Origin of the sequence: Brevibacterium spongiae, from assembly GCF_026168515.1 — a bacterium.
Classification (GTDB): Bacteria; Actinomycetota; Actinomycetes; order Actinomycetales; family Brevibacteriaceae; genus Brevibacterium; species Brevibacterium spongiae.
In genome coordinates, this window is the sequence record NZ_CP093443.1 from 2723817 (window position 1) to 2746609 (window position 22793).

Genomic DNA, 22793 nt, shown 5'->3' on the forward strand with positions numbered 1-22793 from the left:
GAAATCAGCGCAGACAGTCCGCGCCGCCAGCCAGACGGCCTGCCAGTTCAGGCAGCCAGCGTCCGGTCAGTCGAGCAGCGCGTCGACGAATCCTTCGGCAGTGAACGGAGCAAGGTCGTCGGCACCCTCGCCCAGCCCGATGAGTTTGACCGGGACGCCCAGCTCACGCTGGACTGCCACGACGATGCCGCCCTTGGCCGTGCCGTCGAGCTTTGTGAGCACGATGCCGGTGACGTCGACCGCCTCGGCGAAGACCTTCGCCTGCTGCATGCCGTTCTGCCCGGTGGTCGCATCGAGGACGAGCAGGACCTCGTCGATCTCGTGGCCCTCCCCCAGCGGGCGGGTGGCCACACGCTTGACCTTGCCGAGTTCGTCCATGAGTCCGCGCTTGTTCTGGAGACGCCCGGCAGTATCGATGAGGACGACGTCGGTTCCGTCGGTCTGGCCCTTCTCCACTGCCGAATACGCCACCGAGGCGGGATCGGCGCCCTCTTCCTTGCGCACTGTCTCCACGCCGACGCGTTCACCCCACGTGGACAGCTGTTCGGCGGCGGCGGCGCGGAAGGTGTCCGCGGCGCCGAGCAGCACCGTCCGGTCCTCGGCGACGAGCACGCGGGCGATCTTGCCCACGGTCGTCGTCTTGCCCGCACCGTTGACACCGACGACGAGGATGACCGCCGGATCGCCGTTCGTGCCCTGATCGGCCAGGGACCGGTCCATGGTCGGGTCGACGAGTGCGATGAGCTCCTCACGCAGCAGCCCCCGCACCTCTTCGGGATCCCTGGTGCCGAGGACCTTGACGCGTTCGCGCAGGCGGTCGACGAGTTCGGTCGTCGGCTCGACTCCCACGTCAGCGAGGATGAGGGTGTCTTCGATCTCCTCCCACGCGGATTCGTCGAGGTTGTCGCGTGAGAGGAGGTTGAGCAGTCCGCGACCGAGCCCGGAGTTCGATTTCGCGAGCCGTTCGCGCAGGCGCACCAGCCGGCTGGCCGGTTCTGTGGGAACCTCCGAACCGCGCGCTTGCGCCTTCTCCTTCGCGACCGCCTCGGCGACCTCATCGGCACTGATCTCACCGGTGACGTCGGCATCGATGCTGCGCTCTTCGGGCAGCCCTCGCTTCTTGCCGCTGACGCGCAGGGAGATGCCCAGCGCCACGACGAGAATGAAGACGATGGCTGCGACGATGAGCAAGATGATCGGCTGATCCATTGTTCTTCCGTCCTCCTTTGAGAGCCTGCGGTCGGGCCGTCGGCGCTCGAGTTCCCGGATTCGTCCGGGGATGTCTGTCAGTGGTTTCCCACACCGGAATCAGTCGGTGCGGTCAGGAACCGCGGCTGCCGAAGAGCAGTCCGGCGGTGGTCCTCCACCCGGTTCCCGATTCCGGGATCTTCCAATGGCGGGTGCGCGGACGCACCGTGATGAGCGAGGGGGCTGCGTGACGGCGCGGCTGCGGTCTGAGCACATACGAGTGGTCGCGGATCGCGGTGACCGCCGCCTGCTCCCGGGTGGCCAGGTGCGACGTGCCGTCGTCGTGGCCGAAGAATTCGTGGACTTCGTCGTCGTAGCCGGTCCATTCGGCGGGCAGCCGGAATCGCTGCACTTCGGAGGAGTACCTCAGTCGGCCCTCGGCGCGCAGGCCGGGCAGAGCGACGAGGAGGACGACGACGAGCGCCAGAGCGAAGGAGATCGCGAGTCCCACGATGACGACAAGTACGGAATTCATGCCCTAGAGCCACCTCGCAGTACAGCAGCCTCGGCCATGGACGTCCCGCTCCTCACGTTCTTCGAATACCTGTGTCTCGGCCCAAGTCTATAGTCCCGGGCGACGACATTTGTGTTCCGGGCCCGCATGCCACTTGGAGAATTCCCTGGGACTGTCCTGGGCATCGGCGACAAGTCGGCTGGTGGGACTCACGGGATGCGCTGCGATATGACTTTCGACACTCCGTCGCCGTGCATCGTCACACCGTAGAGCGCATCGGCGATCTCCATCGTCCGCTTCTGGTGGGTGATGACGATGAGCTGCGAGGAGTCCTGCAGCTCCTCGAACACGGTGAGCAGGCGCGAGAGGTTGAGATCGTCGAGTGCGGCCTCGACCTCGTCCATGACGTAGAACGGGCTGGGCCGGGCTTTGAAGATCGCCACCAGCATGGCCACCGCCACCAGCGACCGCTCCCCGCCGGAGAGCAGGGACAGCCGCTTGACCTTCTTGCCTGCCGGCCGGGCGTGGACGTCGACGCCGGTGGTGAGCATATCGTTCGGGTCGGTCAGGCTCAGCGCTCCCTCACCGCCGGGGAAGAGCCGGGAGAAGATGTCCTCGAACTCCCGCGCGGTGTCCGCATACGCCTCGGCGAAGACGCGTTCGACATGCTTGTCGACTTCCTCGACGAGCTGCATGAGGTCCTTGCGCGAGGCTTCGATGTCCGCGATCTGCTTCTCGAGGAACTGGTGCCGCTCCTTCAGCGCCTCGTATTCCTCGAGTGCGAGCGGGTTGACCGTGCCGATGCGTTTGAGCGAGGCCGCCGCCTGCTTCTGCCGTTTCTCGACCTCGGTCCGCACATACGGTCGATCCTCGGTGCCCTCTTCGAACGAGGGAACGGGCAGGTGGGGTCCGAATTCGTCGATGAGCCGGTCGATGCCCAGGCCCGTCTCCTCCTCCGCCCGGTGCGCGATCTCCTCGAGCCTGAGTCGGTACCGTTCCTTGGCCAGCTCCGCCTCGGCGGCGGCGTCTTTGAGCTTCTGCAGCTGGGTTCTGGTGGTGCCCAGTTCCTCGCCGAGGCGGCCCTTCTCTTCGCGGAGACCGCCGCGTTCGTCGACGAGGACCTGGATCGCCTCACCGAGTTCGTCCACCGTTGCCTGCGCGAGTTCCGCGGCTTCGGCCGCGGTCTCAGCGATGAGCTGCGCCGAGGCGGCCGCGCGCTTCTTCTTCGCGATCGTGCGCTGCGTCTGCTCCCGCGCCGCCTCTTCGGCCTTGGCCGCCCGCAGCAGAGAGTCGACCCGGTCGCTTAAGAACCGGACCCGATCGGCAGCCGAGCGGTGGTTGATCCGCGCCTCGACGAGGTCCTCGGACGACTGCGACACCTGAGTGCTCAGTTCGTCCCGCCGGGAGGTGTCGACGACTTCGTCGACCTCGGCGGCTCCGGCCAGCGCCGCCTGTGCGGTCTCGACGTCGCGTCGGGCGGCTTCGAGGCGGGAGTTCAGTTCCGTCTCGTTCTCTTCGGCCCTCTGCAGGCGGGTGCGGGCGACGCCGATCTCGCCGGTGATGCGCGAGACCTCCTCGGCCGCGGCCATGATCTTCGCATCCGAGGAGTGGAGGGCGTCGAGCGCTGCCGCCGATTCCTGCCGGGCTGCGGCCAGGCGCGGTTCGATGTCGGCGAGCGCAGCCTTGAGCGTCTCCGTCCGGTCTTCGAGCGCGGTGATCGAGGTGCGGGTGTCCTCGAGCGCGGTCTGGGAGGCCAGCCGGGTGCCCGAGGCGGTGCGGGCTCGGCTGATGCGCGTGGCCGAGAGCACCTCCCCGTCGACGGTGACCGCGGTGAGTTCGGGGCGGGTGCGCGTCAGGGCGACGCCGGTGCGCGCATCGGGGACGCAGACGACACCGTGCAGGGCGGCTGCCAGCAGGGCGCGCAGCTCAGGCATGTCGCTGGTGACGAGTTCGCTCAGCCACCGCAGTTCGTCCTCTTTCACGGATTGCTCTGTCGCCGCGGTGTCCTCGGTCGGGGTGCCGATCAGGCTCGCCGGTGTCGGCAGCGGGGCGAGGTCGGTTCGTCCGTTGCCGCCCTTGCCGGCGGCCGCCTCGGTGCCGGTCGGGATCGTCAGGGACACGTTCGTGTCTTCGCCGAGGTGGTCGAGCACTGCCAGTGCGGCCTCACCGTCGTCGACGATGACTCCGGAGACCGTGGTCGACAGTGCGGCGGCAGCGGCCATTTCGAAGCCGGTGGTCACGCTCAGTCGCTCGGTCACTGCGGGACCGACGCCGGGGAGGTTCGAGTTGACGATGTCTTCGAGGTCGGCTTCGAGCGCGGTGCCCAGTGCCAGCGCTTCGGCACGGGCCTTGGCCGAGGACAGTTCGGAGGCGACCTGCGCCTGCTGTTCCTGCAGTTCGGTGCGTTCGGACTCGAGTGCTTCCTGGGTCTCCACCGCCTTTTCGTAGGCGGTGTCGAGTTCGGTCTCTCCCGCTTCGACGTCTTCGACCCCGGTCTCGGCGGTCTCGAGTTCGGCGCTGCGTTCGGCGATGCGGGCTGTGACGGCATCGATCTCGGACCTGTTCGCGGTGATGCGGGCGCCCAGGTCGGTGATGCGCTCTTCGGCATGGGTCTGCTTCGACTGCAGGGCGGATCTGTTCTTCACGGCCTCGGTGATGGCGATCTGGGCGGCTTTGACCTCGTCTTCGGCGGTGCGCAGGGCCTGGGTGAGTTCTTCCTTGCGCTGCTGAGTGGCTTCGAGCGCGGTGTTCGTCTCGGTCACTGCCGCCTCGGCGTCGGTGAGTTCGTCCTTGAACCGAGCGGCTTGGGCGCGCAGCTCATCGGGCGATTTGGATTCGCGGCGGCCCAGGCTCGCAACCTCCGAGAGCAGGTGGGAGCGTTTGTCCTCGGCGCGCTGGCTCAGGCCCTGGGCGCGCACGATCTGCGTCTGGGTCTTCGACTCCGCGGTCCGCTGCGCCTCGAGTTCTGCGTCGAGGCCGGACAGGCGGGTTTCGATCTCGCTCAGGCGCGCCTCGGTGGTGGTGCGGAGCCGGTCGAGTTCGGTGATGCGGTCGCTGTGGTCCTCGCCTTCGCTCGTCGTCGCCAGTGAGGACTGCATGCGCACCGCGTCATCGGCGAGCAGGCGGGCGGTGGCGTCGCGCAGAGTGGCTTGGACGGTGGCGGCCTTCGCCGCGGCTTCGGCCTGTCTGCCCAGGGGTCCGAGCTGACGGTTGAGTTCAGTGCGCAGGTCGGTGAGGCGGTCGAGGTTCGTCTGCAGGCCGGTGAGTTTGCGGACCGCTTTGTCTTTGCGGCGCCGGTGTTTGAGGACTCCGGCGGCTTCTTCGATGAAGCTGCGACGCTCCAGTGGGTCGGCGTGGAGGATCGCGTCGAGGCGGCCTTGGCCGACGATGACGTGCATCTCTTTGCCCAGGCCGGAGTCGTTGAGGAGCTCTTGGATGTCGAGCAGTCGGGCGGGGGCCCCGTTGACGGCGTATTCGGATCCGCCGGTGCGGAACAGGGTCCGCGAGATCGTCACCTCGGTGTAGTCGACGGGGATGGCTCCGTCGGTGTTGTCGATGGTCAGAGTCACCTCGGCGCGGCCCAGAGCCTGGCGCTTCGAGGTGCCGGCGAAGATCACGTCGTCCATCTTCCCGCCGCGCAGGTTCTTCGCACCCTGTTCGCCCATCACCCAGGACAGGGCGTCGACGACATTGGATTTGCCTGAGCCGTTGGGACCGACGACGCACGTGATGCCCGGCTCGAATCTGAGAGTCGTTGCCGAGGCAAAGGACTTGAATCCCCGCAGTGTCAGGCTTTTGAGATGCATATTGGGCACCAGCATATCCGGGCAGGCGGCAAGATCCTGAATCTTTTGGTAGAGTTTCTCCTCGTGCGTAGGCGACTGCGCCGTTTTCCTCCGTAGCTCAGTTGGCAGAGCATTCGACTGTTAATCGAAGGGTCGCTGGTTCGAGCCCAGCCGGGGGAGCTGGAAGGGGCCCCGTCGTGCGCGACGGGGCCTCTGACTTTTCACCGCGGGTTTGTGGCGGTGAAGCGCAGTGAAGGCGACCGAAAATGGTCCGAGGAGACGAAAACACTCCACAGTTCGCTCATTGTCTGCAAAGATCATGTGAGAGGCGATCGGGTGCACTCTGCTCGGATCGTTTCGGAGCCAGTCCGATGCCGTCCAGTCAAGGAAGGAATGCCGAAGGGAATGCCTGCCCTCCTCTGCAGCATCGAGGGGCCCGCATCCGATCGGCCCGATTGAGCATGAGCAGTGAACACAGCAAAACACAGGAGCTCATCGAGCACCTGAAGAATCCGACGACGAAGCAGAAGCCGCTGCGGCGCCAGGGGCTCGACAAGATCGTCTTCTTCGCCGCCGGCATCCTCGCCGTGGCTTTCGTCGTCTGGGGCTTCGTCGCCCCCGACAGCCTCGGAACCGTCGCCGGCACCCTGCTGACCGGCGTGATGGACAACTTCGGTTGGCTCTTCGTCATCGCCGCGACGATCTTCACGATCTTCGTCATCATCGTCGCTATGTCCAAGTTCGGTCGCATCCCGCTGGGCCGCGACGATGAGAAGCCGCAGTTCAAGACCTCGTCGTGGATCGCCATGATGTTCGCCACGGGCATGGGCATCGGCCTGGTGTTCTCGGCCGTCGGCGAGCCGCTGTTCTTCTACATGTCGCCTCCCCCGAACTCCGTGGACGGCTCGACCGCTGAGGCGATGGGCACCTCGATGGGCACGACGCTCTTCCACTGGACGCTCTACCCCTGGGCGATGTATGCCATCGTCGGACTCGGCGTCGCCTACGGTTCGTTCCGTCTGGGACGCTCGCAGCTGTTCTCGTCGATGTTCACCCCGCTGTTCGGCGAGCGTGCCGTCAACGGGATCGGCGGCAAGGTCATCAACATCCTCGCGATCCTCGCGACCCTGTTCGGCTCCGCCTGCTCGCTGGGTCTGGGCGCGATCCAGATCGGCGGCGGCATCGAGTCGGCGGGCATCATGTCCGATGTCTCCTCACCGGTGCTCGTCATCATCATCGCGATCCTCACCGCTGCCTTCGTCGCCTCGGCCGTGTCCGGTGTCGAGAAGGGCATCCAGTGGCTGTCGAACATCAATATGATCCTCGCGGTCATCGTCGCGCTCATCGTCTTCATCGGCGGTCCGACCCTGTTCATCCTCAACGTCATCCCGTCCTCGATCGGCTCCTTCATCGAGGATCTCCCGCAGATGGCGTCGCGTACCGCGGCTGACGGGCAGGGCGTCAATGAGTGGCTGTCGTCGTGGACTGTCTTCTACTGGGCCTGGTGGGTCTCATGGTCGCCGTTCGTCGGCCTCTTCATCGCCCGCATCTCGCGTGGACGCACTGTGCGTCAGTTCGTCACCGGCGTCCTCATCGTTCCCTCCGTCGTCTCGACGATCTGGTTCGCGATCTTCGGCGGCGGTGCCATCGGCATCCAGGAGCGCGCAGAACGCGGCGAGGGCACGGTCAAGGCCCTGGCCAAGATGGTCGACGGCGAGCCGGACATCAACATGGACACGATCCTGTTCGACCTCCTCGGCGCTCTGCCGTTGCCGAACCTCATCGCGATCATCCTCATGATCGTCACGGTCGTCCTCATCGCGATCTTCTTCGTCACGGGTGCGGACTCGGCTTCGATCGTCATGGGCACCCTGTCGGCCAACGGCAAGGAAGAGCCCGGCAAGGGTCTCGTCCTCTTCTGGGGTATCGCCACCGGTGCTGTGGCCGCTGTGATGCTCTTGGCGGGTGGTTCCGATCCCGCCGAGGCGCTCGACGGGTTGAAGAACATCACGATCGTCTCCGCCTTGCCGTTCGTCATCGTCATGCTGCTGCTGTGCGTGGCGGTGTGGAAGGACCTGTCCAGGGATCCGCTGATCATCCAGGGTCAGCTGGCCAACCATGTCCTCGAGCAGTCGGTGGCCACGGCCATCGACGAGTACGACGGTTCGGTCTTCGGTCTCGAGACGTCCGAACTGCCGGCGGACGAGGTCAGCGAGTACGCCGACGACGAGAAGGGCGCGAAGTCCTCGAAGACCACGGTCCTCAGCTCGGATTCGACCTCGGAACAGTCAGCAGGCAGCGAAAAGAAGCCCAAGGGCAAGAGCTGACGCGAAGCAGTCACTCTCCGCGCAGTCAGACGGCGGCTCGGATGCACTCAGGTGCATCCGAGCCGCCGTCGTCTTCCCGCCGAAGCCCCCGCGGCATCCCTCACCGTTAGCGCCAATTCAGTCCGTTGCAACGATGCGATTTGCCCGCAGCGGTGACTGATGCTGCCGCAGCTGTAGGACGTGACGGCTGCGGTGCTCGATACTCCGGTCTACAACGCTCGAATTCTGGCCCCTGCTTCGGCCCCGGCTCCGGCTCCGACAAGCAGCTCCCCGTCGGTGAATTCGCCCCGAAACGGATAGGATGTCGAATCGTGACGACAGCGACAGCGGAGGGTGTCCGAATTGACTCGAGCGAAAGGCGGAGCCTGAACCGATGAACACGGTCATCAGACGCGAGGGGAACATCTCGAAATTCATCGGCTGGATGCTCGTGGTCATGGCAGGGCTCGTGTTCATCACCCTGATCGTCATTGCCATCGTCGGCGATCCCGTGGCCCTCTTTTTCCTCTTCGGCCCGGTCATCCTGCTGATCGGCGCGTGGGTGAACTTCCACATGGGCTCACGAGCCCGGTTGGAAATCACTCCCGACGAGTTCGTCTGGTGCGGTTTCACCGGCCGCGCTCGTCGCATCGCGTGGCGGGATCTCGACCGCATCCTCATTCCCGCGTCGGGTTTGCGACCGCGTCTGGCGGCAGCTGCGAGGCTTCGAGACGGCCGCATCATCGAGGTCGAGGCTCTCTGGATCTCCCCGACGAACCCCGCGAACATTCTCTCCCCGCCTGACCACACCGAGGCGCAAAGGGCCCTCATCGACGGCCACAAAGCGTATCTCGCAAACTCCTCCCGGCAACAGAGTCTCCTGAAGACACTGAGCCTGAATACGAACTCAGCCCATTCTGCTCGCCGTCGGTGACCACCGGCGTACGGGACTTCTGCTTCACATCCCGAACAGAGTCGGAACCGCGATCGGTCCGGTCCCGAAAGCGACGATCACCGCAGACAGCACCAGCAGGAGCAGGTCGTATTCGGGGCCTCCCGCTGACGCCCAATACTTCGAGTGCCATTTGAACACGTGCAGACACGTGGTGATGAGCATGAGCACGATGACGCCGATGCCTGCCCACTGAGCGAGAACTCCGGTCGCGAACGACACTGCCGCAGCGAGTTCAGCGACGGCGACGAACCACGCGGTCGGGACGTTGAGACCATCCGCCTTGGCGAACCGCGGAATGTCCTTGGCTTTGACCAAGAATTCGCGAACGAAGGCCACGGTCAGCAGTGCCCTGACGAGCAGCAGCACGATCGCACCGATGAACGTCGGAACCTCGAACATGTTCGTTCCTCTCCGAATGAGCACCGAGCTGGCGTCTCATTGCCGAGTCTACTCACAGAGCCAGTGTCTACCCTCCGTTTTGAGCTGTCCACCAGCCACGCTCGGAAGCATCCCTCACCCTCAGCGGCACTTCGGCGCGGTGGACCGGTGCGCAATGGAGCCGACGGTGACGGATGCTCTGGCAATGGTAGGAAGTGAGGCTGCAGGTAGGAACTGCGAGCAGCGGTGCGGGATGCTCGCGGGGCCCCGCAGTGCGTCGCGGGTCGGCGACCTACCGGCGCGCCACCGCCCCTAGCGGTATCGCGGGGGCTTCTGGCAGACGGGGCAGAAGTGGGTGCCGCGGCCGCCGACGGTGATCTTCGCGATCTCGGTCCCGCAGCGCACGCATTCCTGGCCGCCGCGGCCGTAGACGAGCAGTGCGCGGTCGAAGTATCCGGATTCGCCGTTGACGTTGACGTAGAGGGCGTCGAAGCTCGTTCCGCCCACGGCCAGAGCGTCGCTCATCACCTTCGTCGCGGATTCGAGGACCGCAACGAGGCGGCTCTTCCTCGTCCGCGCAGGCGTTGCCAGAGGGTGGACTCCCGCCCGGAACAGGGCCTCATCTGCGTAGATGTTCCCGATTCCGCTGATGAGCGTCTGGTCGAGCAGTGCGGCCTTGATCGCGGTGCGCTTCTTCACAAGCTCCCCGACGACCCGTTCGGGGTCGAACGCGGGCTCGAGCGGGTCCGGTGCGATGTGGATCGCCGAGGCGGGCACGAGCCGTCCGTACCCGTGCACCAGGGGTTGGACGCCGATATGGCCGAAGATCCGCTGATCGACGAAGCGCAGTTCCCGATCGCTGTCGAGGTGCAGGACAGCACGAGTGTGCCGGTGGATTTCCTCGCCCGGTGAGTGGATGCGCAGCTGCCCGCTCATCCCGAGGTGGACGAGGATGCCGAGTTCAGGTTGGGGCGCCGGATCGCCAGCCCGCCCGGCATTCACGCTAGTCTGCCCGGCAGGAGAGCCGACGCCCTCCCCCAGGCTCAGCCACATGAACTTCCCACGCCGCTCGGCGTGGACGATCCGCTGCCCGCTGACAGCGGTGAGGAACCCGTCCACCGCGGAGGGATCGATGCGCCGCTGGGACGTCGTGCCCAGGATTCGGGGGTCGGCCACCTCGGCGCCGGTGATGATCGTTCCGGCCGTCCATTCGTCGACGCCGCGGCGGACGCTTTCGACCTCGGGAAGCTCAGGCATCAGGACATCGCCCCGTCCGAAAGCGCAGAACCCAGCAGCACGGGGAAGCTCAGCGCTGGTAGTCCGGGTAGACGGTGCGGATGGCTTTCACGGCGACCTCCGCGGCGGCGGCTTCGGCGGCCTTCTTCGAGGATCCGTCGCCCGAGCCCCAGCTGTTCTCACCGAGCAGAGCGGTGGCAGTGAAGACCATCGCATGGTCGGGACCAGCCGAGGTGATCTCGTAGCTCACGGCACCGAGGCCGAGGTCGGCTGCGGCTTCCTGCAGGGTGGTTTTGAAGTCCATGCCGGCACCGAGGTTGACCGCGTCGTCGAGCATGCCGTCGATGAGGCGGTGGACGAAGGCGAAGGCGACCTCGCGTCCGCGGGAGACGAAGGTGGCGCCGATGAGCGCTTCGACGGTGTCGGCGAGGATCGAGTCCTTGTTCCGACCTCCGGTCAGCTCCTCACCCTTACCGAGCAGGATGTGTTCGCCGATCCCGTGTCGGCGGGCGATCGATGCCAGGGCGCGCGTGTTGACCACGGCCGAGCGCATCTTCGCCAGCTGCCCCTCGGGCAGGTCCGGGTTGTCGTAGAACAGCGACTCGGTGGCCACGAGACCGAGCACGGAGTCGCCGAGGAACTCGAGGCGCTCGTTGGTGGGGATGCCACCGGCTTCGAAGGCGAAGGAACGATGTGTGAGCGCGAGACGAAAAGTCTCGGGATCAATATCGATCCCGAGACTCTTCTTCAGTGCTGCTGTGGTGTCAGTGTCCACAGTCTCAGACGTCAGCGACCTTGCGGCCCTTGTACTCGAGGTACAGCGGGGTGCCGGCTGCGTCTTCGACGACCTTGGCCTGGTGGGGACGCGAGTACACAACGCGACCGTTCTCCACAGTCTTGACCAAGTTCGGAGCCTTGGCCTTCCACTGCGAACGACGGTGGCGGGTGTTGCTGCGCGACAATTTACGCTTCGGAACAGCCACGTCTAGCTCTCTTTCTTCTCTTCCAACAGATTCTTCAATGATGCGAACGGCGATTCGGATTCGTCCGCGTCCACCTCGAGGTCCTCCCCCAGGGTGTAGCTGAACTCGTCGCTCTCATCCCGTGAGGGATTGAACGGCAGAGCCATTACGACGGCGTCTCTGATCGCGGGCTCGAGGTCGAGCTGATCCCGGTCGATGACGTAGGAGTCCTCGTCGCCTTCGGCCTGCTCATAGACGTACATCTCCTGGATGTCGACATCTATCGGCAGCTCGATGGGCTCGAGTGTCCTTGCGTCTTCGCCGCGGGCCGTAGCCGAGACTGTGCCCGACACGTAGATTCCCTCCGACACACTCTCGAACATCAGCTCGAGCGTCAGTGGTGAACCTTCCGCAACCCCGATCACTTCGATCTTGAGATCCGCTGGAGCAGACAAGGTGGTGTTCACCCGTTCCCACTCACCCGGATGACCGAGCAGTCCCATGGATCTGAGATCATAGACGAATTCAGATCTGTTCTTCATGCCCCGTCCTCCTGGTGCGTTTGAGGATGTCGCTCCTGCGTTCACACGCGACTCACCATTCTAATCATCTTGGTCGGTCATTACCAATCGGGTCCGTGATGCTCGCCGGGTGTTCCTGCTCACCCTCGCCGAGGCGGCCGCCCGGTTCCCCGATCCCCGCCGTCCCGGACGACGCCGAGTGTTCGACGCAGAGCGGGGTGTCCTCCCGCCCTTCACCATCGCTCGTGCTGATTGCGCCAGGTGACGCCGCCGGCCAGGAGGAGGAGCGCCCCGGAGATGGTGAAGACGATCCCGGAACCGGCGATGACGGTCAGCGCCGAGGCGGCTGAGGGGATCGCGACCTGGCTGAGTCGGTTGCCGGCCAGGCGGATCGAGAGCACCGCGGCCCGGTTCGCCGGGTCCGAGAGCGTCGACACCCAGGTCATCGTCAGCGGTTGGGTCAGCCCGAAACAGAAGCCCGCGATGGTGAGCAGGACCGCCAGCGTCCACGGTTGGCTGAGCACGGGGATGAGGGCGACGCACACTCCGGCGGCCGCCGAGGCGGTCCACAGCAGAGAGAGGTTCTTCCACTTCCGGGTCAGGGACCCGATGAAGAGGCGGGAGATCACCGAGGCCAGCGTGCGCGCCGCCAGCAGCCAGGTCACCATCGTCACCGACAGACCGTTCTGCTGCCCGATGAGCGGCAGGTACGCGGTCATGAGGTCGACGGCTGCGAGAGTGGCCATGGACGCGAAGATCGCCGGCTTCATTCCCCGCAGCGACAGCAGCGTCCACGGGGCGATGGCGCCTTCGGCCGCCTCGGCGCGGGAGACGTGCGGGGTGCGTCCGCGGAGCATCACGATGACGGCCGCGATGAGGGTGAGCGCGGACAGTGCGGTCATGAACCACAGGGCGTTCGTGATGTGCGCCTGCCCCGAGGTGGCGTCGGCGACCATGCCGGCCAGGGGCAGACCGATGGTCTGACCGATCGAGACCCCGAGCGTGAGATGCCCGAATTTCGCGGTCAGCTGCGAGGCCTTGAAGCTCTGCGGGATGAGCGCCTGGGAGGCGACAGTGGTGAGCAGCTGGCCGAAGCCCAGGCTCATCGTGGCGATGAGGAGCACGCCGAGGTTGGGGGCTGCGGCCGCGAGCGCGACGGGCAGGATCGACAGGACGGTGCCGACCCACAGCACCGCTGTGGCGTAGCCCCGGTCGACGAGGCGGCCGATGAAGAGTGCGGTGAGCAGTGGGACGAGGGAGTACACGGCGGTCATCAGACCGAGGACGACTCCCGATCCGCCGAGTTCGAGGGTCCGGTAGGAGATGAGGACGCGCACACCGTTGTAGGTCGCGTGGGCGATGACGGTGTGGAGGACGAGGCCCGGGAACCAGGCCCGGTTGGCTGGTGATGCGGCTGCGCTCATCCCTCAGCGAGCGCCGTCGCCGGTGGCACCGTTGTCGCCGGCGCCATCGCCGCGCAGAGCCGCCAGCACCGAGGTGGGGACGAGGCCTTCGATGTCCCCGCCGCCTCCGTGGACTTCCTTGATGAGGGAGGAGGAGACGTGTTCGAACTTCGGATCGCCGGGGACGAAGATCGTTTCGAGCTCCGTCAGGTGCTTGTTCATCAGCGCCATCGGCAGTTCGTAGGCGAAGTCAGTGCCTGAGCGCAGTCCCTTGACCACGGCGGGTGCGCCGATTCTGGAGCAGTAGTCGACGAGGAGGCCCCCGGAGACGAGGTCGATGCTCACGTTCTCCGCATTCCGGGTGCGTTCGTCGTCGGCCAGGGACCGGCGGATGAGGTCCGCACGGATCTCCGGATCGAAGCGACCGGACTTCGAAGGATTGTGCACGACGGCCACAACCACCTCCTCGAACATCCGGGAGCTGCGGGCGATGATATCGAGATGACCCATGGTGATCGGGTCATAGGAACCGGGGCAGACGACCTTCATGGACTCATCGTATCCCGGACGGTCTCACGAGGATGAGGGTTCGTGGCGTGAGCGGTCTGTGTGCGCGGCCTTCCGCGCCTGCAGCGACCGGTGGACGGCCGCGACGAGAACAGAGACTACGAAGAAGATCGCCGAGTGGAAGAACTGGATTTCGATGACCACACGGGTCGGAGTTCCGCTGAACAGCGCACCGTTCACCGCCGAATAGATCAGAGTAAGCACCACCGCGATCACGCTCGCAGCCACGAACCACCAGAACCGCCGCATCCCCCACAGCTCGCCGAAGCTCTTCATCGGCACAACCAACAGAACGAGCAGTGCCAGGGTGAAAGCGATGAGGTAGATGAACCCGAACCAGGCAACGATGACTCCCCAGGCGGCCATGACCATGCAAGAGGCCAAGAACCCGATCACAATCCCGGCGACAGTGACCAGCCAGGATTCCTTGGCGAAGGACCAGAAGCTCGAGCTCGATTGCTCGGACACGATGGCACCTCCATCCGGGACGACGCAATGACCCTTGCTTCCACGTTACTGCACGGGTGGCCGTGCCCTATTTCGCCGCAGCCAGGGCTCCCGCACGTTCACTACGGCATGTTCTCCCGCAGTCGCAGCCACTGGTCGTCGGCGGGTGCGTCCTCGTCCTGTCCTCTGACCACCACGGCCTGGCCTTCGGCGTCGGGACCGTGCAGTCGTGACGTCGCCTCGGCCATGATCCGGGCGACGACGGCGAGGGATCGGGGCTCGTCACCGGCGGTGACCGCCTCGGCGAGCTCCCGGTGGCTGTCGAGGACATCGCAGCGGACTTCATACCCGCGCTTATCGGACAGGGACAGCAGACGCGTGTGCACCATCGAGACCTTCATCAGGTCGGTCAGTCGGTCCGATCCCGAGCATGCCACGAGCGCGTGGTGGAACGACAGGTCGGCATCGCCGATCGTCCGCGCGACGTTCTCCTCGATCGCGTGCTCCAGCTCTCTGAGCGCGCGAGTGATCCGCGACGTCGGACGCCCACCGCGGATGACGAGCTTGACCGCCTGGGACTCGATGGCCTCACGGACGGCGTAGACGTCGTCGATATCGGCCACGCGCATCCGTCTCACATGCACCCCGCGACCCGGCGCGTGGGTCATCACGCCTTCGCTGATGAGGCGCTGCAGAGCCTCGCGCAGGGAGGGCCGGGAAACGACGAGGAGCTCGGCCGTGCGCACCTCGTTGATCGACTGTCCGGGCTCCAGCGAGCCGCTGTATATGGCGTTGCGCAGCTGGTCGGCGATGAGGTCGATCGTCGAGGATCGGATCACCTTGCGCAGCACCGGCAGCTCGGAAGTCGGAGGATTCGTCACGATTACGATCATATAACGTTGTCAGACAGTGTGACATTCCGACAACATCGGTATTGAATACTGTCCAAGAGACGCACGTCACGATGATGTGTCGACGTTCAAGGAAGGAACAGCACATGAAACTCAAAGGACTGGCCGCCGCGACATCGATCCTCGCGCTGACGCTCTCTCTCGGCGCCTGCGGCGGAGGCGAAGAGAAGTCGACTCTGCAGAAGGCCATCGACGACGGAAAGATCACCATCGGCTTCGCCGGCGAAGCCCCGTACAGCTTCGAAGAGGGCGGAGAGCTCCAGGGAGCATCAGTCTCTCTGGCGAAGGCCGTGTTCAAGGAGCTCGGCGTCGAGGACGTCGAAGGTGTCAACACCGAATTCGGTTCACTCATCCCCGGCCTCAACGCCGATCGCTTCGACGCGATCTCGGCCGGCATGTCGATCCTGCCCGATCGCTGCGAACAGGCGTCCTTCGGCGATCCCGAGTTCATGTACACCACTGCCCTGATGACGAAGGAGGGCAAGCAGGACGGGATGAAGAACCTCGAAGACGTCAAGAAGAAGGGCGTCAAACTCGCCACCATGACCGGCGCCATCGAGTCCGACTACGCCAAGGACCTCGGCATCAAGACCCAGCAGGTCGGCACCCCGCAGGACGGCATGGATGCCGTGACGACCGGTCGCGCCGACGTCTTCGCCCTCACCGCCATCTCACTGAACTGGATGGCGAAGAACAACGCCGATGCCGGTGTCGAGGTCAGCGATTCCTTCGTCCAGGAGATCGACGGCGTCCCACAGGTCGGTGCCGGTGCCACAGTCTTCCGCACCGATGACAAGGAACTGCGCGACGAATGGAACAAGGGCCTGGAGAAGATCGTCTCCGATGAGAAGTCCTACCTCGACGCCGTCGGTGACTACGGATTCACGAAGGAAGAGCGTCCAGACGGCTCGATCACAACCGATCAGCTGTGCAAGGGCGAACTTCCCACCGCTGACTCCTGAGTCGGCACGTCCCCCAGCACCATGAACGACAACTTCTCAACGTTGCTGAACTTCCTCCCACAGCTGTGGGAGGGAGTTCAGACAACCATCATCCTCACCGTCCTCGGCAGCATCGGGGCCGTGCTCATCGCGCTCGTCCTCGGGCTGACGATGACCTCGCCGAGCGCGTGGCTGCGCATCCCTGCCCGGATCATCGTCGAATTCTTCCGCGGCACTTCTCTGCTCGTGCAGCTGTTCTGGCTGTTCTACGTGCTTCCGCTCCTCGGCGCCGATCTCGATCCCATGGCCTGCGGCATCGGTGCCCTGGCACTCAACTACGGAGCCTATTCCGCCGAGGTGGTCCGCTCCTCGATCAAAACTGTCGCCCCGGGTCAGTGGGAGGCCGCGATCGCGCTCAGCCTCTCCCCCACCCGCCGGATGATCCGCGTGATCTTCCCGCAGGCGTGGGCGCTCATGATCCCGTCGATCGCGACCCTGCTCATCCAGCTCCTCAAGGGCACAGCGGTCGTCTCCTTCATCACGCTCTCCGACCTCACCGACAAGACCGAGCAGCTGCGTCAGTCGACCGGTGACACGATGTTCGCCTACGCGATCGGTCTCCTCATCTACTTCGTTCTCGCCTGGCTGCTCCAGGAGTTCATGAACTTCCTCGAACGCAGAGCAACCGCCGCACTGGGCCGCAGACGCCCGAACTCGCGCACCGACCGCCGTGAGGCCCGCCGGGCCGCCCGTGCAGATGCCGTGCGCAAGGACCGCCTGAAGTCAGAGGGCGCCGCTGCGAACGGCACCAATGGCGGATTCGGCGCAGGGACGAGGGATCAGCTGTGAACTGGAATTGGGAATTCGCCGCTGATGCTCTCCCCATCCTGCTCCGCGGCTTCGTCAACACACTCATCGCCACCGTCGTCGGCACCATCATCGCCGCGATCCTCGGGCTCATCCTCGCCGTGGCGATCCGCGGCCTGCCGCGCTGGATCAATTGGCTCGTCCGCCTCATCGTCGCGTTCATCCGCAACACCCCGCTGGTCGTGCAGCTGCTGTTCGTCTACTACGCGTTCTCGGACATTCCGGGACTCGTCGATGTGCCGGCTCTCGTCGTCGGCTTCATCGTCATCGGCATCCACTATTCGACGTACATGTCAGAAAGCTACCGGGCCGGCATCGACTCGGTGCCGCCGGGACAGTTCGAGGCGGCCACGGCGCTGTCGCTGCCGCCGGTGCGCACCTTTACCGCGATCGTCCTGCCGCAGGCGCTGCGGGCGACGATCCCGTCGTTGGGCAACTACGCGGTCGCGATGTTCAAGGACACTCCGTTCCTGTTCGCGATCTCCGTCGTCGAACTCGTCACGGCCGCCAAGGAGTTCGGCGGATCGACCTTCGCCTACACGGAAGCCTTCACCCTGGCCGGCATCATCTTCCTCGCCGCCAGCTACCCGACCTCACTGCTCATTCAGAGATTGGATCGACGCCTTGCCCGCTACTGAGAACACCCCAACCGCACCCTCTGCCTCGGCGACGGGGCCAGCACCCTCTGCATCGGCCACGCCGGCGATCGAGTTCAAGGACGTGGAGAAGAGCTTCGGACCCACGACCGTGCTCAAGGACCTCAACTTCACGGTCGCGCCCGGCGAACGTGTCACCCTCATCGGACCCAGCGGTTCGGGCAAGACGACGATCCTGCGCCTGGTGATGACGCTCGAGGACCTCACCGACGGCTATATCTTCATCGACGGCAAGCCGCTGACGTTCGAAGAACGCGACGGCAAACGCGTCGAGATGCCGAAGAAGCGGACACGAGCGATGACCACACGCATCGGCATGGTCTTCCAGCAGTTCAACCTGTTCCCGAACATGACGGTGCTCGAGAACATCATCGAAGCCCCTGTGCATGTGCTCGGCAAATCCAAGGACGAGGCGAGCAGGGAAGCCAAGGAACTGCTCGAACGCGTCGGGCTCTCGGACAAGGCCGATGCGCACCCGACTCGGCTCTCCGGCGGTCAGCAGCAGCGTGTGGCGATCGCCCGCGCGCTGGCGATGAGCCCGGAGATCCTCCTCCTCGACGAGGTGACCTCGGCGCTCGACCCGGAACTCGTCGGCGACGTGCTCGGCGTGCTCCGCGATATCGCTGAGACCACGGACATCACGATGCTGCTGGTCACCCACGAGATGCAGTTCGCTCGCGACGTCTCACACCGGGTGATGATGTTCGACGGCGGTCAGGTCCTCGAGGAGGGTCCGCCGGATCAGATCTTCAACAACCCGCAGCACGAACGCACCCGCTCGTTCCTCTCCAGCGTGCTCTGAGGCTCAACCCTCCCCGACCAGCTGGACGAAGTGCACAGCGGTCTCGCCGAAGGTCTTCGAGCGGAATACCTCCAGCCCGTCGGGCATCGCAGGCTCCGGTGAGCGCGCGGCACGTTCGACGATGACGATCGACTCCATGTCCAGGTGGGCGGCCAGACGTCCGAGGATCTGCGTGACCGCGTCCTCGCCGAGCGGGTACGGCGGGTCCATGAACACGAGGTCGAAGGTCCGTGCCTCGGGGTCATCCGGTCCCGGCAGTCCCGCCAGAAAGTGGAGCACGTCACCGGCATGGACCTTCGCGGAATGGTCGAGGCCGAGCTTGTCCGCATTGGCCTGCAGGGTGCGCAGCGACGCCAGCGACGAATCGACGAAGTCGACCTGCGCGGCACCCCTCGACATCGCTTCGAAGCCGAGCCCACCGGAGCCGGCGAAGAGGTCGAGGACGTTCGCTGCCTGCAGCACTCCGTACCCGTCGAGCATGGAGAACAGGGATTCCTTGACCCGGTCGGCCGTGGGACGGGTGTTCGCCCCCGACGGGGAGGACAGCCTGGCGCCCTTGTGCGCTCCGGCGATGATTCTCATACCTGCCTCCTCAGCCTGCTTCGATGAAGTGTGCGTCGTCTTCGGGCAGAACACGACGGATGAAGGCCTTCAGCGCCGGCACCGCCTCGAGTGTGGGGTCGACCTCGACGATCTGCTCGGCGACCGTCTTCGCCTCGGCCACGATCTCGGAGTCGCGGAGGATCGACAGGTGCCGCAGCGATGAACCGCCCCACTGGGAGGCGCTGAGGACATCGCCTTCACCGCGGGAGTCCAGATCGTACTCGGCCAGGGCGAAACCGTCGAGGGTCTCGGCCACCGCCTGCAGGCGTGCGTAGCTCTCATCCGTCTCACTCAGTTCGGTGAGCATGAAGCACATGGCCGCACTGCCGTCACGTCCGACGCGTCCGCGCAGCTGGTGGAGCTGAGCGACTCCGAAGTTCTCGGCCTCGGCGATGACCATCATCGTCGCCCGTGGCACGTCGACGCCGACCTCGATGACCGTCGTGGACACGAGGATGTCGATGTCGCCGTCGCGGAAGTCCTTGAGCACCCTGTCCTTCTCGCCCGTCGACATCCGCCCGTGCAGCAGACCGAACCTCGCCCCCTTCAGCTCGGGGGTGTCCTCGAGCTTGCGGCTGAGGTCTTCGATTCCCTGCTTCTGCCCGATCACGGCGCCGGTCTCCGGGTCCTCGATATCGGTGGGTTCGATGCGGGGGAAGACGACGAAGACCCCGCGTCCCGCCTCGATGGTCTCCCGCATGAGTGCCCGGGCCCGGGCGAACCAGTTCGGTTGGTCGACGATCGGCACGACGTGAGTGGCGATGTCCTTCGGCCCGGCGGGCATCTCGGTCAGCGTCGAGACGTCGAGGTCGGCGAAGACGGTCATCGCGACGGTGCGCGGAATCGGGGTCGCCGACATCACGAGCGTGTGCGGGGTGGTCACTCCGCCCTTCGCACGCATCGCCTCACGCTGTTCGACGCCGAAGCGGTGCTGTTCGTCGACGACGATGAGTCCGAGGCTCTCGAACATCGTCGATTCCGACAGCAGCGCATGCGTGCCGACGACGATGTCGATGGTTCCGGTGGCCAGGTCGAGGGCGAGTTCGCGCCGTTCGCGGGCCGCCATCGACCCGGTCATGAGCGCCACCGTCACCTGATCGTCCTCGGACAGCAGCGGTGACAGTGCCATCTGCTCGCCGAGGAGGCTCTGGATGGAGTGGAAATGCTGAGTCGCGAGCACCTCGGTGGGGGCGAGCATGGCGGCCTGAGCGCCGGAATCGACGGCGGTGAGCATGGCCCGCAGCGCCACGAGGGTCTTGCCGGAGCCGACATCGCCGTGCAGGAGGCGGTGCATCGGCTGGTCGCGGCCCATGTCCTCTGCGATCTCCTCGCCGACCCTCACCTGGGAGGGGGTGAGAGTGAAGGGCATGGACTCGTCGAAGCGGCGGCTCTTCGGACCCCGGGTGAGCAGCGGTGTCGCCTGAACGGCGGCGAAGGAGGCCTTCCGGGAGGCGAACTCGGTCTGCAGGGCCAGGGCCTCTTCCCACTTCCAGCGCAGGCGGGCGCGTTCGACGTCCTCGATCCTCCGCGGCTTGTGCATGTCCTCGAGTGCGGTGCGCAGATCGGGCAGGTCGTGCTTGTCCCGCAGGCCCTTCGGCAGCGGGTCGGCGAACTCTTCGGGTCCGGCCACGCTGAGCAGCGTCTTGATCGCACTCCACAGCCGCGACTGCGCGATCTTCTTCACCGCCGGGTAGATGGGGAACGGGGAGTCGAGGTCATCGGGCGTCCAATCGTGATCATCCTCGGTGCGGTTGAGCCACACCGGAGAAGCCAGCGTCAGCTGCCCCCGGTACGATTCGACCTTGCCTCCGAAGACGACGGTCAGCCCGGGGCTCAGAGCCTTCTCCAGCCAGGGCTGGTTGAAGAAGGCGATCTTCATCGACTGCCGGCCGTCGTGGACGACGACCTCGGTGATGGTGCCGCGGCGCTGCTTCATCCGCCGGGTGCTCACCGTGATCACCTCGGCCTGGATGATCGCGGTCTCCCCCAGCGGCAGCGCACCGAGTTCGGTCCGCTCCCCCGGCACGAGGTAGCGCCGGGGGAAGAACCGGAACAGATCGGTCACAGAGTGCACCCCGCGCGTGGCGAGGTTCTTCCGATCGCTCGGCCGGAAGTTGTCCTCGAGCCGGGTCGTCATTCGACCCCCATGATCACGAGCACCCCGGAGTCCCTGGCGTCGATGTCCTGGAAGTGGACGTTGTCGTGGGATTTCTGGATCCAGTCCCGCAGGTGGTCGAGCACCTCGGGGGCGCAGTCGGGGCCGTGGACGACGGTGAGCAGCTCTCCCCCGGCGCCGAGCAGACGGTCGGCGAGTTTGACGGCCAGGGTGGACAGCTCCGTGCTCTGCGTCTTCGCCTTGCCCTCGATGAACACCCGGTAGAACTGTGCCGGGTGGGCAGCCGCGACGGAACGCTCGGCATGGTCGTCCCCCGGCCGCCCGGCAGGACCGTCGGTCGCCTCGGCGACGACCGGCAGCACCCCGGTCGGCGGGTTCGCGGCGAGCTGTTCGGCCGAGAGGATCGTGCCGACCCGGGTCCCGGCCGCAGCCTCGGTCATATCGGCGAAGATCTCCTCGGCCGGGGCGAAGGGATCGTAGACGGCCAGAGCCGAGAGCAGGGTGGCGACATTGCGTGAGCGCACGATCTGCGCGCTGAGTCCTGTCAGTGCTTTGAGCGCCGAGGTGGAGCTGGGGATGACGATGACCGGCCGCTCCTCGACGGCGATGATCTCCGCCATCGACTCCCGCAGCTCGCCGACGGCCGGAGTCAGCGCCGTGGCCCCGTTGAGGGCTGTGTGCATGAGCAGCCCAGTGCCCTGGACGAGGGCGATGAGCTTCGTCTCGCCTTCTTCCTCGTGCAGCCGCAGATCCTCCATGTCCAGGCGGGCGATCCCGTACCCGCCGAGGTGGTCGATGACGGTGGCGGCGGTCGTTTCGTCGGCGACGTGGACGTGGACCTTGAGTGCGTTGACGACGATCGAGCTCCCGCCGAGGCGGTCGAGTTCGTCCGCGAGATCGGCCGGTGGCTCGCTTGCGAGGATCGCGACGATCTCGAGCTCCTCGGCCGTGGCCTCGTGGATGATCTTCGGGGCGCGGGCCACCTCGGTGAGCATCGAATCCTGTGGGGTGCGGCCGGACACTGTCGCGTAGAGGAGGTCGAAGAGTTCGACGATTCCGGTCGAGCCGGCGTCGACGACTTCGGCTTCGCGCAGCACGGTGAGCTGACCGGTGGTCTCGCGCAGAGCCGAGCGCGAGCGTTCCCGCACGGCCGCGATGACGGTGACGAGGTCGGCTCCGGCATCGGCATGCTCGCGGGCTTCGGTGGCCATGGCGTCGAGCACGGTGAGCATCGTGCCGTCGACGGGGCGGGCGACGGCGGCCCGGGCCCGGTCGGAGGCGGTCTCCAGCGCGGCGGCCATCGCGTCGGCGGTGGCGACCGTGACCTCGGCCAGAGCATCGGCCACACCTTGGAGTGCGACGGCGAGGATGAGCCCGGAGTTGCCGCGCGCTCCTCGCCCGGCACCGGCGGCCAATGCTGCGACGACGTGCGGGAGGGTGACGGGTCCGGTGAGCTCCTCGACGGCGAGGTAGGCCGAGCGCAGCGTGTGGTACATGTTCGTGCCGGTGTCGCCGTCGGGGACGGGGAAGACGTTGAGTTCGTCGATCTCGTTGCGCTCCTTGCGCAGCCGATCGACAGCACGACGGGCCCAGCGGGCGGCCAGGCGACCGTTGAGGCTGATGGCGTTGCTCATG

Annotated in this window: 21 protein-coding genes and 1 tRNA gene; 7 read left to right on the plus strand and 15 right to left on the minus strand. The window is 65.8% G+C overall.

Features of this window, described 5'->3' with window-relative positions; all coding sequences use genetic code 11:
- Positions 1 to 66: 66 nt before the first annotated feature.
- The 3 genes from ftsY to smc form a co-directional block, all read right to left on the minus strand.
- Positions 67 to 1209, minus strand: coding sequence for a signal recognition particle-docking protein FtsY (ftsY, locus tag L1F31_RS12215; protein ID WP_265417556.1), 1143 nt, complete (start codon positions 1207 to 1209; stop codon positions 67 to 69).
- 112 nt (positions 1210 to 1321) lie between these two features.
- A complete protein-coding gene (locus tag L1F31_RS12220) occupies positions 1322 to 1723 on the minus strand; it encodes a hypothetical protein (protein WP_265417557.1) in 402 nt (133 codons plus the stop codon).
- A 188-nt stretch (positions 1724 to 1911) separates the two neighbouring features.
- The gene (smc, locus tag L1F31_RS12225; protein ID WP_265417558.1) at positions 1912 to 5508 is read right to left on the minus strand and encodes a chromosome segregation protein SMC; all 3597 of its coding nucleotides are present in this window, start codon (positions 5506 to 5508) and stop codon (positions 1912 to 1914) included.
- Between the two features lie 86 nt (positions 5509 to 5594).
- On the opposite strand from smc, the gene L1F31_RS12230 reads away from it, so the two are divergent.
- The 3 genes from L1F31_RS12230 (at position 5595) to L1F31_RS12240 (ending at position 8727) form a co-directional block, all read left to right on the plus strand.
- Positions 5595 to 5667: transfer RNA gene (locus tag L1F31_RS12230), tRNA-Asn, on the plus strand.
- Between the two features lie 281 nt (positions 5668 to 5948).
- On the plus strand, positions 5949 to 7814 hold the full coding sequence (locus L1F31_RS12235; protein ID WP_265417559.1) for a BCCT family transporter: 1866 nt from the start codon (positions 5949 to 5951) through the stop codon (positions 7812 to 7814).
- A 373-nt stretch (positions 7815 to 8187) separates the two neighbouring features.
- Entirely contained in the window at positions 8188 to 8727 is a 540-nt protein-coding gene (locus tag L1F31_RS12240) for a hypothetical protein (protein ID WP_265417560.1), read from the plus strand.
- A gap of 24 nt (positions 8728 to 8751) precedes the next feature.
- On the opposite strand, the gene L1F31_RS12245 is transcribed toward L1F31_RS12240, so the two are convergent.
- From L1F31_RS12245 to L1F31_RS12285, 9 genes are all read right to left on the minus strand, one after another.
- The gene (locus tag L1F31_RS12245) at positions 8752 to 9147 is read right to left on the minus strand and encodes a DoxX family protein (protein WP_265417561.1); all 396 of its coding nucleotides are present in this window, start codon (positions 9145 to 9147) and stop codon (positions 8752 to 8754) included.
- Positions 9148 to 9438: 291 nt separating this feature from the next.
- The gene (mutM, locus tag L1F31_RS12250) at positions 9439 to 10383 is read right to left on the minus strand and encodes a bifunctional DNA-formamidopyrimidine glycosylase/DNA-(apurinic or apyrimidinic site) lyase (RefSeq protein ID WP_265417562.1); all 945 of its coding nucleotides are present in this window, start codon (positions 10381 to 10383) and stop codon (positions 9439 to 9441) included.
- 49 nt (positions 10384 to 10432) lie between these two features.
- Positions 10433 to 11137 carry a ribonuclease III gene (gene rnc, locus L1F31_RS12255; RefSeq protein WP_265417563.1) on the minus strand — a complete coding sequence of 235 codons (705 nt, stop codon included), beginning with the start codon at positions 11135 to 11137 and terminating at the stop codon, positions 10433 to 10435.
- Positions 11138 to 11141: 4 nt separating this feature from the next.
- Entirely contained in the window at positions 11142 to 11345 is a 204-nt protein-coding gene (rpmF, locus tag L1F31_RS12260; protein ID WP_025777330.1) for a 50S ribosomal protein L32, read from the minus strand.
- Positions 11346 to 11347: 2 nt separating this feature from the next.
- Positions 11348 to 11911 carry a YceD family protein gene (locus L1F31_RS12265; RefSeq protein ID WP_265417564.1) on the minus strand — a complete coding sequence of 188 codons (564 nt, stop codon included), beginning with the start codon at positions 11909 to 11911 and terminating at the stop codon, positions 11348 to 11350.
- A 167-nt stretch (positions 11912 to 12078) separates the two neighbouring features.
- Positions 12079 to 13269 (minus strand): MFS transporter, encoded by a 1191-nt coding sequence (locus tag L1F31_RS12270; RefSeq protein ID WP_265417565.1) that lies wholly within the window; start codon positions 13267 to 13269, stop codon positions 12079 to 12081.
- A gap of 3 nt (positions 13270 to 13272) precedes the next feature.
- On the minus strand, positions 13273 to 13797 hold the full coding sequence (coaD, locus tag L1F31_RS12275) for a pantetheine-phosphate adenylyltransferase (RefSeq protein WP_265417566.1): 525 nt from the start codon (positions 13795 to 13797) through the stop codon (positions 13273 to 13275).
- Between the two features lie 24 nt (positions 13798 to 13821).
- Positions 13822 to 14283 carry a hypothetical protein gene (locus L1F31_RS12280; protein WP_265417567.1) on the minus strand — a complete coding sequence of 154 codons (462 nt, stop codon included), beginning with the start codon at positions 14281 to 14283 and terminating at the stop codon, positions 13822 to 13824.
- 101 nt (positions 14284 to 14384) lie between these two features.
- Entirely contained in the window at positions 14385 to 15143 is a 759-nt protein-coding gene (locus tag L1F31_RS12285) for a GntR family transcriptional regulator (RefSeq protein ID WP_265417568.1), read from the minus strand.
- A 116-nt stretch (positions 15144 to 15259) separates the two neighbouring features.
- Between L1F31_RS12285 and ehuB the strand changes: the two genes are divergently transcribed.
- From ehuB to ehuA, 4 genes are read left to right on the plus strand one after another with little or no spacing between them, the layout of a single operon-like run.
- On the plus strand, positions 15260 to 16135 hold the full coding sequence (gene ehuB / locus L1F31_RS12290; protein ID WP_265417569.1) for an ectoine/hydroxyectoine ABC transporter substrate-binding protein EhuB: 876 nt from the start codon (positions 15260 to 15262) through the stop codon (positions 16133 to 16135).
- Positions 16136 to 16156: 21 nt separating this feature from the next.
- Entirely contained in the window at positions 16157 to 16963 is an 807-nt protein-coding gene (gene ehuC / locus L1F31_RS12295) for an ectoine/hydroxyectoine ABC transporter permease subunit EhuC (protein ID WP_265417570.1), read from the plus strand.
- Entirely contained in the window at positions 16960 to 17619 is a 660-nt protein-coding gene (gene ehuD / locus L1F31_RS12300; protein WP_265417571.1) for an ectoine/hydroxyectoine ABC transporter permease subunit EhuD, read from the plus strand. The genes ehuC and ehuD overlap by 4 nt, the downstream gene beginning before the upstream one ends.
- The gene (ehuA, locus tag L1F31_RS12305) at positions 17606 to 18439 is read left to right on the plus strand and encodes an ectoine/hydroxyectoine ABC transporter ATP-binding protein EhuA (RefSeq protein ID WP_283255773.1); all 834 of its coding nucleotides are present in this window, start codon (positions 17606 to 17608) and stop codon (positions 18437 to 18439) included. The genes ehuD and ehuA overlap by 14 nt, the downstream gene beginning before the upstream one ends.
- A gap of 3 nt (positions 18440 to 18442) precedes the next feature.
- Here ehuA and rsmD read toward each other — a convergent pair whose 3' ends face one another.
- The 3 genes from rsmD to L1F31_RS12320 are packed head-to-tail and all read right to left on the minus strand — an operon-like array spanning position 18443 to position 22792.
- Positions 18443 to 19021 carry a 16S rRNA (guanine(966)-N(2))-methyltransferase RsmD gene (gene rsmD, locus L1F31_RS12310; RefSeq protein ID WP_265417572.1) on the minus strand — a complete coding sequence of 193 codons (579 nt, stop codon included), beginning with the start codon at positions 19019 to 19021 and terminating at the stop codon, positions 18443 to 18445.
- Between the two features lie 10 nt (positions 19022 to 19031).
- Positions 19032 to 21179: an ATP-dependent DNA helicase RecG gene (locus tag L1F31_RS12315; RefSeq protein ID WP_265417573.1), complete on the minus strand. Its 2148-nt coding sequence runs from the start codon at positions 21177 to 21179 to the stop codon at positions 19032 to 19034.
- A complete protein-coding gene (locus L1F31_RS12320; protein ID WP_265417574.1) occupies positions 21176 to 22792 on the minus strand; it encodes a DAK2 domain-containing protein in 1617 nt (538 codons plus the stop codon). Before L1F31_RS12320 ends, L1F31_RS12315 begins: the two co-directional genes overlap by 4 nt.
- Position 22793: the final 1 nt, after the last annotated feature.